We start from the raw sequence: 14,361 nt of genomic DNA, 5'->3' as shown, positions 1-14,361 counted from the left end.
TGGTAGATTCAACCAAGCGTTGCCCGCGACGACATGGACGACTACCCAGCGGCCGTAGCGAGTCGCTTTGGACAGGAATGAGTTTGAACGTGCAGCTCTCGCAGCATCTCAATGTCACTCAACAGAGCACGTCTCAGTTCCATCGGAATCTTTGAAACGTCGACTCCCTGAGATTCATCCTTCCCAACATGCAAACGTCGGCTGGAATCTCGGACTTGATTCCGTTCGTCGTCCGTCATTGGGTGCTCCGCATGACTCGCACGCAACACCCCATGGTGAGTGTGAAAGTACGTCGGGCTGTCGATCAGTTGTTCCAGCATCGAAGATTTCGGCAGAACGGACCATCGCTGCTGTGAGTCCACCATCGCTTGCTCGTAGAGCTCGTACACTTCCGGCACGCTGGTTTCTTGCGGGATCAACAACAGACGTAGTTTCGCCAATGTCTTGCCGATTTCACGACTCGCCATCGCCATCGCCAACGGCACTGCCAAGATCAGTCCAGCGGTGATGGGTAAGAACCAAATAGCCCAAGACCGAGCGAACGTGAACACGGCCGCGGTGATCGCAATCCCGAGAACGGTCAATGCGCCGTAGTCGCGCGCGGCCTGCAACATCGGAACACCATGTTCACCACGTTGTTGGGACGACCACTTCACCTTGCGACCACGGAGCGTCGAAACCACAAATCGCGTGTGCATGATCGCCATGATTGGCGACAGCAAGACCGATAGGACGATCTCCATCAGCACGCTCAGAAACATCGAAACGGCGCCGCCGAATCGCGCGGCGTGTCCACGAGCAACCACGTTGAAGTAGCCATAGAACTTCGGAATCAACAGCATCGCCATCGCGGCGATGAACAAACCAAGTTGCATCGCGGTTGGCGAAACCGATTCCAACAAACTGAGTTCCGTGGCACCCCGGTTTTCCAAGGCCCAACTCCCAACGCACAGAAGCGTGAACAGAATCCAAAGCGGTGAGCTCGCGTACGCCAAGACACCACTGAAGAAATGCAACCGGCTAACCGGATGAAAGCCTTCGCTGAGTAACAACCGACTGTGTTGCAAGTTGCCTTGGCACCAGCGTTGATCGCGTTGAGCGTAATCGGTCAATGTTGTGGGGCACTCCTCATAGCTTCCGCCGAGGTCATTCGCCAAGCGAACTTTCCAACCACGACGAACCAGCAACGACGCCTCGACAAAATCGTGCGACAGGATCTCTCCGCCCAACGGAGCTTGTCCGGGCAACACGGGCAAATCGCAGCAGTCACAAAAAGCGGCGACTCGAATGATTGCGTTGTGGCCCCAATAGTTTCCTTGCTCAGCTGCCCAAGCATCGAAGCCTTCGCAGAAAACGGGACCATAGGCGGCGGCAGCGAATTGCTGCATGCGAGCGAACCACGAGTGGCGACCGATCGGTGTCGGCGGCACCTGCAGAATGCCGAGCCGGTCATCCGCTCGCATGCGGCGGACCATCTCAACCATTGTGTCGGGTTCGAGCAGACTGTCGGCGTCCAGCACAATCATGAACGGGTATGGGTCCGACCAACGGCGACAGAAATCAGCGATGTTCCCAGCCTTGCGAGCCACATTTTCGCGGCGATGTCGGTAGTAAACGTTGCACGACGTCGAGACTTGCTCTTCCAAACGGTCCACCAGCTGAGACCATGCCAACTCTTCGGCGAGCCAGACTTCGGAATCGTTTGTGTCACTGAGGACGAAGAAATCGAACTGTTGGTCTGGTCCCAAGCTTCGGACCATTGCCTCCACCCTTGCGAAGACGTCGACGGGCGATTCGTTGTAGACCGGAACCAACACCGCAGTCGGCGAGGCATCTTCTGCTTCGAGCTCGTGTTTTGAAGACAGCTCAGGTGTTCGATGACGCAACAAACGGATCAGCCCGAGAGTGGCGACAACGAACGAGAATCCAATCCAACCGAACAGCAGTGCGAACAGTGGGACGCTCAACCATTCCAACCAACCACGGCCATTGGCCGACATCGACACCACATAGACGGACGTGCCGACCAACGCGATCGCCATTGTGATCAACGTGATCACCCAGCGAGTTCGCTTGGTGTGCTTACTGACCATCGGTCATTGCCTCAGGTTGTGGTGCGTGGCTTTTCTCAGCGACCAATCCAAACAACGCCAGGACCGGTTGTTGAATGTGACGCGAGGCCATCTGCATCCACCACTGCGGTCGCAACGGACCAATCAATACGGGCGTCTCATTGTGACGCAGCGTACGAGCTCCCGATTCAGGAATGACTCGACGACGTTGTTTGACTTCGCCCTCTCCCTCGTGCGGTTGAAAGAACAACTCATCCATCGCAGCTTCCAAAGTCACCCGTGGCAGACGCGGATCGTCCTGTTCGTGAGATTCCTGCGTGGCTTCGCCGAAACCAGTTGCAACTTGCAACCGTTGTTTCGCGAGTCCAACAAAGTAGTGCGATTGATCGCGAACACTGTCGGGATGATGGTGCCCGCAGCGATGCAAATAGTCCGCGATGACAGACAGAGATAGGTCGTTGAGAGTGTTCATCGGAAGAGCCTGAAAAGAAAAGGGGCCAGTCGAATGATTGGCGAATGGGCTTCGCGTGATGTCAAACCAAACGGTCAAAGCATCGACGCTCACCACCACCAGGGTTTATCAAATCCCGCGCCAGAATTTCCCAGCTTGCCCGCAAATTCATCCGGAAATCCATTAAGGGAATTTCGTTGGGCTCACGAGGCCGTCAAAGCATCGCATCGACTCCCTCCGCGGAATGAGAAAGCCTTGCGAATTTGTTGTGAGCTTCGAGGCTGTTCAGCCGGAGCGCAGATTCACGCGAGGCGGACGATTTGCTGCCAAAAAAGGACGCAGGCGGCTCCGGATGGCGGCATCAACGCAGATTTGGTGATCTCTCTTCAAGCAACGGGTGAATATCGAGCAATGAGCTTGCGACGCACCCAAAGCAAAACTAGCATCCCTAAACGACAAACAAAGTCGCCTTCTCGTCCGTAGTAGAGTTTGCCCCCCGCCTCCTTGGCAGCTCAATGAGCTACGGACGTGTTGCCGCCTCGCCGCAGCAATGGTCGACCACCCACCAACCTCCCGCCTTCTTGGAGTTCGTCAGCATGAAGCGACGTTTACTTCTCTCCGCCTTCGCCGCCGCCCCCTTGCTCGCTGCGCATCGTCTTCGTGGCGACGGAGACTTTTCGATATTCTCCGCTGGTTCCCAGTCGGCAATGGAAGATCTGATGATGGACGAGAACTCCTACCCATTCTTGGAAGATTTGCGTCGTCGGTGCTACCGGTATTTTGAGGATGCTGCGGACCCGCAATCGGGGCTGATCGCCGACCGCGGCCATGCTGACGGTTCATCGTTCAGTACTTACGCCAGTTCGGCCGCATGTGGTTTTGGATTGGCGGCTCATGGAGTCGCTGCCAACAACGGTTGGATCTCGAAGGAAGAAGGTGCGTCTCGCGTTCGCACCATGCTGAATTTCCTCGTCAACGACGCTGAACATGAGCGAGGGTTGATCTACCACTTCGTCGACCGAATCACGGGGCAACGAGCCCTGGACAGCGAAGCGTCGACGATCGACACCGCTTTGCTGATCGCCGGCGCGATGCACGCGTCGCAGGTTTTTCAAGATGATCGCGAATTGGTCGAGATGGCCGACACGCTCTATGAACGTGTCGATTGGCGATGGATGCTCGGCGACAACGGTTGCCTTCACATGGGTTGGCAACCTGAGATCGGACGCCTTCCGTATCAATGGGATCGATTCAGCGAACTGTCGATTCTGGTTCTTCTCGCGATCGGCGCCCCCAGTTCAGCGATTCCACCGAGTTGCTGGACGGCTTGGCGTCGCGACACAGTGCTGCACCACCAAGGTGAATCGTTTGTCAGCTACCCGCCGTTGTTCGTGCACCAATACCCGCAAGCGTTTTTCGATTTCCGTGGTGTCGTCTCACCCGACGGACGCAACTACTGGCGAAATTCTCAACTGGCTCACTTGGCCCAGATCGAATTCCAGCAGTCCCTCGCTGACCAATCCCCCAAGCGATTCGGCCACTACGGCGAAGACTTGTGGGGTCTGACCAGCAGTGATTCGTCGGCCGGCTACCGCGATTGGGGCGGACCCTACGAAGACGGGCAGGCCCAACCAGATCGCGGCATCGATGGAACCGTGGTCCCAAGTGCCGCGGGTGGCGGATTGGCAATCGCTCCCGAGCAAACGATGCGAACACTCCAGTACCAAAAGAATACGTTTGGCGATTCAGTCTATGGACGCTATGGGTTCGTCAACGCGTTCAACCCTCGCCGTGGCTGGATTGGATCCGACGTGATCGGAATTGATACAGGCATCACACTTTTGTCCGCCTCCAACTTGCTGGAGGAAGGTGTTTGGCAACCCTTCATGCAGCATCCCGCCGCCCAACGAGCCTTTCGTTTGGCTGGTTTCCGCCCCTTGGCCGCTTAGCAAGGGATTCGAGACAAAGACGCTCGCTTCATTATTTCACTTGGGCACGCTGAGTGCGTCGCGGGAGCTAAACTGCTTCGGTGACGCCCAAGCTGTGCGAATCCCCCATTCTGTTTGAATCCAACGGGACCAGGTGTATGTACTTCGATGTGTGTGTTGCGAGGCTCTTTTCCTTCTCTGGCCTCGCAAGTGTTCTCGCTCTATTGCTCACGGCACCCGCTGCCCAAGCGTTGGACCTGATCGACGTTCGCGACTTTGAATCACTGAAGAAGCTGGCCGCCGAGCGATCGCAACAGCCGTACGATCCGGCCGCCGCCTTGCCGGAACCGCTCGCGTCTTGGCAGTACGACGATTACATGAAGGTGAAGTATCGCCCTGAACGAGCCACCTGGTTCGATCAAGGTTTGCCGTTCTGGCTGGAGACGTTCCACCGAGGTTTTGTGCAAACGGATTTGGTTGAGCTGTTCACGCTCAATCCATCACCCAGCGGCGACACCATCAGCCAGCGCATCGCCTTCAACACGAACGACTTCGCCTACGACGAGCCACTGAAGGCCGACGAAATTCCGCCGGCGGGTCACGCTGGGTTTCGAGTCGTGGGCCCGTTCCCCAACCAACCCGACGCGCAAGAAATGCTGAGCTTCATCGGCTCCAGCTATTTTCGCGGTCGCAGCGGTAACACGATCTATGGTGCCTCCGCACGTGGGTTGGCGATCAACATCGCGATGATGCAAGAGGAAGAATTCCCCGACTTCCGAGCATTCTGGATTCAGATGCCATCCGCGGAATCAGACCAGATCGCGATTCTGGCGTTCATGGACAGCCCCAGTGTCACGGGCGCCTATCGGTTTCGATTGTTGCCAGGCAACGATGTGACTCGCGTGAAAGTCCAAGCTCAAGTCTTCTACCGTGATCGTCCGGAAAAGATCGCGTTGGCTCCACTTACCAGCATGTGGATGTGGGGCGATGGTCTCGAAGGCCCGCCCAAAGACAGCCGACCATCAGTTCACGACAGCGACGGTTTGCTCATTCAAACTGGCTCCGAAGAATGGCGTTGGCGAGCGTTTGCGAGGCAGAGCTATCCATCGGTGACATCCACCGATGTGGACTCACTCCACGGCTTTGGTTTGATCCAACGAAACCGAGCCTTCTATCACTACGACGACCACAACGCGCGGTACGACAAACGTCCCAGCGTCTGGATCAAACCCGATATGCCGTGGCCAAACGGTCGAATTGAATTGCTCGAATTGCCCGGCGCCCACGAAGGAATCGACAACTTGGCGGCGTATTGGTTGCCACCCGAAGCCGACGTTGAATCAGAACAGACTCCATCTGCGGACGACACTGAAACATCAACTCCCCCGGCCGCAGAAATCAGCGTTGTGGCTGCATCAAACCAAGCCGCAAATCAACCCAATGATTCGACCGAAACCATCGAACCCTCGCTCGAGTTCGCCTACGAGGTCAGCTTTTTCGCGGGCGATCCGCCCGAACACAACGTTCTTGGTCGAGCGACCAACCTGAACGTGACTCGCCCTGAGAAGGCGGGTGAACCGATTGAGTTGGAAATCCGCTTCGCCGGCCCGGTGCTTCGAAGCTTGCCTGCGGATTCGCCGCCATCCATCGAGTCCAAAGCAATCGCGGGTGAAATCTGCGAGCAAGAACTGAAACGTACCGACGAAGGCGATTGGATCTTGCGATTCGGCGTGACGCTCGAGGAAGACAATCCCGGCGACCGCCCAGTCGAGTTGTCACTGCAATTGGTCAGCGAAGAGCAACCGGTGTCGGAAACGTTTGGCTACTTGCTGCCGCCTACCGAGCCAGAGTTCGTGTATCCGGCCGTCTACACGCGGCAGGAGTAACCGGCGAATACTGGCGTAATCCAAATCGCTGAACCGTCTCAACTACTTTTGAGGTTCGGCATCGGCGGGAACAGAAGAGGCGATTCGTCCGCCTTGTACCAAGACCTCCAGTTCATCGGTGAACTGCTGCTTCAGCTCGGCCTCGCCTGGGAACCCTTGATGAACCGCTTCCACGATGCCAGTGGGAGCGATCAAGAGTGTCAGTGGAATGGACTTGGCCGTGAACGCCTCAATCAAATCACCGTCCGGATCGGATGCCACGGAGACATCCCAATCTTGTTCGCTGACGAACCCTTTCACCAGCGATGAACTTTCGCCAACGTTGACGGCGTAAAACTGCACGTCCTTGTCCGCAAACTTTCGAGTCGTCTCGGCGATCACGGGCATCGCCTGCAAACAAGGACCACACCAAGTCGCCCAAAAATCCAACACGATGACTTTGCCCTTCAAGTCCGCTTTTCGAACGATGGAACCATCCAGCAACGTGAGTTCAAAGTCGGGAACGGATTCGCCCAGCAGGGGATGCTCCGCCAGCTCCTGAGCAGCTTGCTGTTGATACTCTTCCAACGATTCGTATTCCACCGCTTCTCGTGGTGGCGTGTACTGAAACAGTTTGTCGTCGACTTCACCCGTCACTCGCCAAGACTTGAAGTCGTAACGCAACGAGTAGGCATAGCCTTGAGGCACCGCGACTTGTCCGGTTGCGACCAACATCGGTGTGAGATCGACCAGCAAACGAAGCGGTCGAGGCTTACCCTCATCGCTGATCCATAGATCCCATGAGACACCATCTTTTTGCTGCCCGCGCAGGTGGATGGATTGGATGCTGCCTCGATACTTCATCTTCCCCGCGACTTCGACTGACTTCATTCCGCCGAGGAAGGTGACCGCGGGATCGACTCCTGCCAACGTGAGTGCCAACACCGCTTCCGGATAGGGTCCGAGATTGATTTCTGAACGCGTCGCGAGCTCTTGGCACGATGCGACTTGAGGCAATCGAAAGAAAGCTTCGGGCGTGAGCGCCACGACACCTTTCTCGCCGTCTGAATACAGCCGTTTTCGATCGTCAGCGGACTTGTAGTAAACCGTGTACTGGTTGGGATACTTCGACGCGATTTGATAGACCGAATCAGCCGTCTCAACGACTTTACCGCCCATCACGGTTTCAGCCGACAACTCCACCGTCGCCCGAGAGACATCCGCTTTCAAGATGCGAGAGAACAGCGGCGTCAGAGCGTCGCGAACGTCATCACTGAGTTCAAACGAAGGCTTGTCCTGCCCGACCGAAACCGATGCCATTCCAAGAACGGCGACGAAAAACATCAATGACGGCAGGACATTCCATTTCCCCAAACGAACACAATTCACAACGACAGCCGATCAACAAAAGAAGCAAGACAAGAGTGGGTGAGGATGCCGATCAGGCGGATGCGTCCTTCAAGAATGCGACGCTTTCTCGAACGCTGTCCAATGGCGCTGGCGACTGATCCTGTTCGACGTGACATTGATCCACGCCGATTTCACGAGCCAACTTCATCACCTCGGGAATGTCGATGATTCCATTGCCAAGCTCTTGGAAGGCGTCGTTGGGAACTTGCCCTTCGTCGGTGATCACCGGGGTGTCCTTCTTCAGATCCTTCAAGTGCACCTGGCTGATCCGACCCGCCAATCGACGCATCATTTCAATTGGATCGCGACCGCCGATCTTGGCCCAGAACACGTCCAATTCAAATTCCATTTTGTGCGGATCAAAACGCTCGACGAAAATATCAAACGCGGTCAGCTTGTCCGGTTTCTTCTCGTCACCGTTTTGATTCGTCTCGTCGGTCGCGTTTGCCGCCTCGGCTCCGTTGAACGTCGCGAATTCGAAGGAATGGTTGTGATAGCACATCCGCATCCCGGCGTTGCGAGTCTGATCAGCCGCCTTGTTGGCTCGATCCGCGATCGCACGGCATTTGTCCGCCGTATCGCGTTGATGTTTCGCGATGTAGCCAAACACGACGTGTCGCAACCCAATGCGTTCCGCCAATTCCAAGGTTTGCTCGACCGAACCGACTCCGTCTTTTTGCGGTTCAGCGATGACATTGAAATCCATGAAAGCGCTGTGAACGATCAATCCATTGTCACGTGCGATCGCCGCCAACCGCACGGCCTCATCGTCGATGTTCATCAACTCGACTTGGCGATAACCAGCCTCAGCCACCGCCTTCAGCGTGGCCTCGGGGTCGGATTTCATCGCATCACGCAGTGTGTACAACTGCAATCCGATGCGGTCCATGTAGGGCAATGGCTCGCCGGCCTTTTCAGCGGCTTTCTCGGCTTCTTGAGCCAGCAGATTCAAAGGTTGAGCCAACCAGGCCGCCATCGCGGAAGTGGCGGTCAATTGCAATGCCGAGCGGCGATGGATCAATGGAGTCTTCATTGGACCGAAATGGAAAGGTGCCAAGGTGGATGTGGAACTGACGAGCGACTCAACCAGAGGTACGCGTCCTCACGGATTGCCAGTTCACTCGGAGCGGTTCAGTCCAACTCGCGTTTTTGTCGCTGACGCCGGCTGTATCGCTCCAGGGTCTTACGTTCCGAGGATGTCAGGCTGGATTCTCCTGACTCATGGATTTTAGCTAGAATTCGGTCCGCATCCTCTGCTTCTGCCCGGATTTTTTTATCGGGATCGTGCAATTTCAGCTTCGCCCGTCGCGATTTCTGCCGCATTCGCTCAGGAATCTCAGCGAACCGTGTGAAATCAAGCCACTGAAACGACCATCCGAGCTGATAGTAAAGGAACCCAAAAACGGCCCCGGCCAAGTGGACTTCGAAGGCGGTGGAACTTGCCCCGCCAAACAGACCCAACGCCGATGCCAGGTCTCCCACCACCAAAAGGCTGGCCAAAACCCAAGCCTTCATGGGGAAAACGAACATGAACAGCACTTCCTGATTGGGGAAGTAGCAGGCGAACAAAACCATCACAGCCACCACAGCACCACTGGCTCCAATGGTGGGCACACCGATGAAATCGGGACTGATTTGCCCCGTATAAATCAACGACATTGCACATGGGTACAGCATCGCAACGATGCCACCGAAGATCACTGCGATTAGATAAAACCGAAGGAATTCGTTGCCCCCCAACCGTTGCTCAACCGGTCGCCCAAAGATGAACAACAAGAACATGTTGAACAGAATGTGCAGGACGTCCTGAACGTTGTGCAGAAATCCATAGGTCAGAGCTTGGAACCACAGCCATGGTTTGAAAAGAGTCTGACCTCTCACGCCAAACCACTGGATCAGCTGATCGGCAAAAACAATGTCCACAAGAAAAACCGCGACATTGATTCCGATCAAAATCTTGATCATCGAGACGGGATTCTCGATTCGATCCCAAGGTGTTCGTTCCGAGCGACTGTAGTCGCGTTCGTTCAGCCCCATTCTGGCAATCTATCCATCACAAAAATTTGGCGTCGCTAAAACGGGCGACGTTTGAGAATTTCGCTCATCAAGAACGCTTGTTGAGCCCCACCGGGTCGGGACAGCAATCGTCGCAGATTTTCGGCGGGCGTCACCACCCGGCCTCCAGAATTCGAGCTCGATGAACTGCGATCCTGTCCGATCGAAGCTCTCTCGCTATCCAAACTTTTGCCCAGTCGTTCCTCAACGACTTCGCCGACCACGACGTCATCATCGCCGTGGTCATCCACGATCGACACATCGATGGCCTCGGCGAGCTGCCGCGACACTCGCTCACGATTTCGATCTGAGTACTGCCGAGGACGAGTCCCGCGTTGGTCCCGACGCTGTTCCTCCTGCAATTCGCGATATTCGATCGCGTTGCGTTGCCGAGTCTCCGCGGACTTGCGAAGGAAGGCTTCCAACTCGTTTGGGTTTTCCTCGCGAGGCATTTCAGCGACCTTCTTCCACCACGTCGGATTCCTGCGAATGGCCGGCAAGCGCTTTTCGCATGTCAGTGTCGGCGTTCACGTTTTGCAATCGGTAGTAATCCATCACCAAGAGCTTACCGCTCCGGAAAGCCTCGGCCATCGCGCGTGGCACATCGGCTTGGGCCTCGACCACTTCAGCTTGACTCTTGGCAATCAACGCCTGCATTTCTTGTTCTTCAGCGACCGCGGCGGCACGCTTGCCTTCCGCATTGGCTCGAGCCACGGCGGTGTCAGCTTCCGCTTGATCGGCCTGCAACCGAGCACCGATGTTCGCACCCACGTCGATGTCAGCGATGTCGATCGAAACGATCTCGAACGCGGTTTGCGAATCCAGCTTCTTCACCAACACGGCTTTACTGATCACGTCGGGGTTTTCGAGAACCGCCTTGTGGTTGTCCGCCGAGCCAATCGCGCTAACGATCCCTTCTCCGACGCGGGCGATGATGGTTTCTTCCGTCGCACCACCAATCAACTGTTGCAAGTTGGCTCGCACCGTCACTCGTGCCCGAACCTTCAGCTGAATCCCATCTTTCGCAACCGCATCCAACGAAGGTTTCGCGGAACCACGTGGCGGGCAATCGATGACTTTGGGATAGACGCTCGTTTGAACTGATTCCAATACGTCGCGACCTGCGAGGTCAATCGCCGTCGCCTCTCGGAACGTCAGAGAAATCGTCTTCGCTTTTTTCGCGGCGATCAACGCCCGAATGACTTGTTGAACATTTCCTCCGGCCAGGTAATGCGCCTCGAGCGCGCCGACCGTCAATTCGGGATCATCCAACCCAGCCTGGGTCGCCATGATCTTGCTTCGCACAATCGCCCGAGTGTTGACCTTTCGAAAGGTCATCCCAATCAAGTTGCCAAACGAGATTTTGGATCCCGTCAGCACGGATTGGATCCACAATCCGAAGTAACTGGTGAAGATAAACAGCACCACGACGATCCCGGCGAAAATCACCAACGCACCAACCAAAAGTGCGGTGGTGACCTTGGGCATCTGAGCCAAAGGCAGGGTGTCCAGCAACAGCGATGCGATCATGGGGCGTCTCATGGGGGCGGCATTTTTTCAAACCGGGCGAAGCTACCTGGTTGAAAGAGGCTCGAAAAGAACACGAGGAAGGCGTTTTTTCCTTCACTCGGATTTCCAGGGGCCGATATCATCGTCCTGGCCCCGTGATCCAGTGTCAAGCGCAGCAACTCGGTCGCGGCGTGAGTGAGACAAACTTCATTCAACCATCCGAATCGGCGTCCTCTTCGGACGTGTCGCCAACAACTTCGGCGGAGTTCGCATCGGCCTCCGGCGGCAAATCCTCCGTCATCCAATCAGCGAGCGAGCGGGTACCAGCGGCAACGCATTCCGCTTCCTTCAAGTCGGCCAACGTTTTCCAAGCCGGATGATTGCTCGCGGGACGGAACCGGTGAGCCAACCGCATCACTTCAGCGAGCAAAATGTTGTTGGCGGGTCGTGCGAGCGTCAATTGGTTCTCTTGCCCCGCCCCCGTCACCACTCGTCGAAGGAAGTTGGCCTCGATCAAACGGTTCTCCATCTCATGAACCACACGGCTGGAAAGCCCCAAACGATCGGACAGTTCCTGCCGCCCCACCGCTTCGCCATCCGCAAACGCGATCGCGACTTCGGTCATGATTGGCAGCATCCAATCGGGGTCTCCGGCGGGCAGATCCTCCTGCTTTTCACCACCTCGACGGAACTCTTTGCCGCGAACCGTTTGCAGTGTGTAGGTCAGAATCAATCCGAACAGAACGATCAACCAAGTCAGGTAGATCCAAAGCAGGAACAACGGGATCACACCGATCGATCCGTAAAGCTCTAAATAAGGAACGGCCGTGGTGACGTAAATCTGAAAACCGTACTTGGCGACTTCCCACAGCACCGCACTGACCGCCGATCCCATCACCGCTGCTCGAACCGAAACGTGCGTGTTGGGCATCAACGCATAGAGCAAAAACAACAACACCCAACCGGCCAGTAGCGACAACGCGTGTTGCAAAATCCAAACCGGTCCCGAACCGGCCCCCAAATCTCCAAACCAATCGATGACTTGAGCCGACATGTAAAGGCTGAGCGCCAGCAGCCCACTTCCGAGCGTGATGATCGACCAGTGCACCGCCACGCGAAGATGAATCGGCCGCTGCGTCGGTGCATCAAAGATTCGGTTGAACAAGTACTCGGTAGCGTCCGCTAGCGCAACCGCCGCGTAGATAAACAGCAACAACCCAAAGACGCCGATCGACGCAAAATCCAACGAAGCAATCTTGGACGTCGCTCCGTGCAAAGTTTGCCGAATGATTTCGCGAGCTTGGTCGTCGGCTTCCGCTTTGCCTTCCATTTCTTCCGCGTCGATGGCTTCACCCGCCGCTGCTTCCGGTGTCGGCGGATAGCCATCAATGGTTGGGTCGGTGGCATCGCCTTGCATCATGCCGTCCGCCCCACCTCCGATTCCTTCCTCCCCGGTCGCACCGTTCTCATCGACGTCGGCGACTTCGCCTTCTTCCGGCACAATGGTTTCGATCACCGGATCATCTGAATCAGCAAAGTCCGGCGTGTTCACTTCCGTCGGGTCCAAGCTCGCTTCGATAGGCAAGGCACCGGGTTCGGGTTCCGGCACCGGGATGTACTCGGCCGGAATCTGTGGAACGCCAAAGAACGAATACAACTGGTTCTCCACCCTCAGCTGCACATCGTCCAATCCGCCGAAGACGCGAAACATCACCAACCCCAGCACCACGACGGGAATCAATGAAAAAATGGTCCGGTAAGTCAATTCCGCCGCCATGCCCTCAGCACGATGTCGGTGCAGTTGTTCGCTGCAGTGAATGACTAAATCCCAGGCCGTGCGAAGTTGATGCTGGCGGCGAGACAGTTCGTCCCGCGGGCGTTCAATCGTTTCGACAATGTAGTTCCACCAGTGACGCACGGCGTGTTCCTTGGAGTGGCGATCGGCAGATGGAAAATTCGAAACGAACGACTCTGCAGCGAAGTGTCATCCGCTTGCTCAAGTCACCGAGCACCGGAGCGGCTGATCGGACAACCCCGCGATCAAATTGTCGACCGCAATCTCGGACATCGCATTGCGACTAGCGTGAGTCGCACTGCCAATGTGTGGCAGGATCACACAATGAGGCGACTTCACCAACGGGTGATCGGCGGACAACGGTTCGGGAGTGGTCACGTCCAATCCCGCCGCGAAAATCGATCGACTTTCGAGAGCCTTCACCAAAGCGTCTTGATCGATGATCTCGCCGCGAGCCGTATTGACCAGCACCGCAGTCGACTTCATTTTCGAGATCGCATCTTCATCAATCAGGTTGCGAGTTTGGTCGGTCAACGCGACATGGACGGACACGAAATCGCTTTCGGCCAACAAAGTGTCGAGTTCGACGCGGCGGCCGCTCAATTCTTTTTCCATATCCGTTTGGTCGCTCCGGGAGGTGTAAAGCAAATCCATTTCCCAACCGCCGACCAATCGCTTCGCAGTTGCCTTTCCGATGCGTCCCATGCCGACGATCCCCAGCGTCTTGCCCGCGGGTTCGACGCCCAACCAACCGGTCGGCTCCCAAGTTTTCCACTCGCCGTCACAAACCTGGTTGCCGGCGGTCAGAACGTGCCGCGAGGCCGCAAAGAGCAGCGAAACCGCCAAATCAGCGGTCGCATCGGTCAGCACGTCCGGCGTATTCCCCACCGCAATGCCGCGGATCTTGGCCGCGTCGACGTCGATGTTGTTGTATCCGACCGCGTAATTGCTGACGACACAAAGCTGATCTCCCGCGACATCCATCAACTCACCGTCGACCCGATCGCTCAACATTGTCAGCAATCCATGCCGTCCTTTGACAAGCCGACAAAGCTCATCGCGACTGGGCGGCAATGTCTCGGGCCAAACCTCGACTTCACAAACCTCTCGAAGACGCTGCAGCGAATCGCCGGGAATTTGCCGTGTGACCAATACGCTGTGTTTCATCGTCTCAATTCTCGTTCTTGGCGTTTCAACGTCCGGATTCCCCTTCGCGGCTTTCTTCGAAACCGGCATAATGGACCGCGATCCCGCGACCGGGGCTTCTCGTTTCCTA

The 14,361-nt window shown here is 56.3% G+C and carries 11 protein-coding genes; 2 read left to right on the top strand and 9 right to left on the bottom strand.

All coding sequences use genetic code 11. The features are described from left to right. Positions 1-41 precede the first annotated feature (41 nt). Positions 42-2,093, bottom strand: coding sequence for a glucans biosynthesis glucosyltransferase MdoH (mdoH, locus tag CEE69_RS14590; RefSeq protein WP_099261360.1), 2,052 nt, complete (start codon positions 2,091-2,093; stop codon positions 42-44). Further along, complete coding sequence (locus CEE69_RS14585) at positions 2,083-2,544, bottom strand: hypothetical protein (protein WP_099261448.1); 462 nt, start codon at positions 2,542-2,544, stop codon at positions 2,083-2,085. Before CEE69_RS14585 ends, mdoH begins: the two co-directional genes overlap by 11 nt. Before the next feature lie 575 nt (positions 2,545-3,119). On the opposite strand from CEE69_RS14585, the gene CEE69_RS14580 reads away from it, so the two are divergent. Both CEE69_RS14580 and CEE69_RS14575 read left to right on the top strand, forming a co-directional pair. Beyond that, positions 3,120-4,472 carry a glucoamylase family protein gene (locus CEE69_RS14580; RefSeq protein ID WP_099261447.1) on the top strand — a complete coding sequence of 451 codons (1,353 nt, stop codon included), beginning with the start codon at positions 3,120-3,122 and terminating at the stop codon, positions 4,470-4,472. 137 nt (positions 4,473-4,609) lie between these two features. Then, positions 4,610-6,337 (top strand): glucan biosynthesis protein, encoded by a 1,728-nt coding sequence (locus CEE69_RS14575; RefSeq protein ID WP_099261359.1) that lies wholly within the window; start codon positions 4,610-4,612, stop codon positions 6,335-6,337. A gap of 42 nt (positions 6,338-6,379) precedes the next feature. Here CEE69_RS14575 and CEE69_RS14570 read toward each other — a convergent pair whose 3' ends face one another. The 7 genes from CEE69_RS14570 to CEE69_RS14540 form a co-directional block, all read right to left on the bottom strand. Then, complete coding sequence (locus CEE69_RS14570) at positions 6,380-7,705, bottom strand: redoxin domain-containing protein (protein WP_099261358.1); 1,326 nt, start codon at positions 7,703-7,705, stop codon at positions 6,380-6,382. 52 nt (positions 7,706-7,757) lie between these two features. Next, on the bottom strand, positions 7,758-8,759 hold the full coding sequence (locus CEE69_RS14565; RefSeq protein ID WP_099261357.1) for a sugar phosphate isomerase/epimerase family protein: 1,002 nt from the start codon (positions 8,757-8,759) through the stop codon (positions 7,758-7,760). 98 nt (positions 8,760-8,857) lie between these two features. After that, on the bottom strand, positions 8,858-9,763 hold the full coding sequence (locus tag CEE69_RS14560; protein WP_099261356.1) for a rhomboid family intramembrane serine protease: 906 nt from the start codon (positions 9,761-9,763) through the stop codon (positions 8,858-8,860). 35 nt (positions 9,764-9,798) lie between these two features. Then, positions 9,799-10,233, bottom strand: coding sequence for a hypothetical protein (locus CEE69_RS14555; RefSeq protein ID WP_099261355.1), 435 nt, complete (start codon positions 10,231-10,233; stop codon positions 9,799-9,801). 1 nt (position 10,234) lies between these two features. Continuing rightward, positions 10,235-11,311: a flotillin-like protein FloA gene (gene floA / locus CEE69_RS14550; protein ID WP_099261354.1), complete on the bottom strand. Its 1,077-nt coding sequence runs from the start codon at positions 11,309-11,311 to the stop codon at positions 10,235-10,237. Between the two features lie 190 nt (positions 11,312-11,501). Beyond that, complete coding sequence (locus CEE69_RS14545) at positions 11,502-13,208, bottom strand: YihY/virulence factor BrkB family protein (protein ID WP_099261353.1); 1,707 nt, start codon at positions 13,206-13,208, stop codon at positions 11,502-11,504. A 78-nt stretch (positions 13,209-13,286) separates the two neighbouring features. Continuing rightward, on the bottom strand, positions 13,287-14,321 hold the full coding sequence (locus CEE69_RS14540) for a 2-hydroxyacid dehydrogenase (RefSeq protein ID WP_099261352.1): 1,035 nt from the start codon (positions 14,319-14,321) through the stop codon (positions 13,287-13,289). Positions 14,322-14,361 lie beyond the last annotated feature (40 nt).

Source organism: Rhodopirellula bahusiensis (assembly GCF_002727185.1).
Classification (GTDB): domain Bacteria; phylum Planctomycetota; class Planctomycetia; order Pirellulales; family Pirellulaceae; genus Rhodopirellula; species Rhodopirellula bahusiensis.
This window is presented reverse-complemented; position numbering and strand designations above follow the sequence as displayed.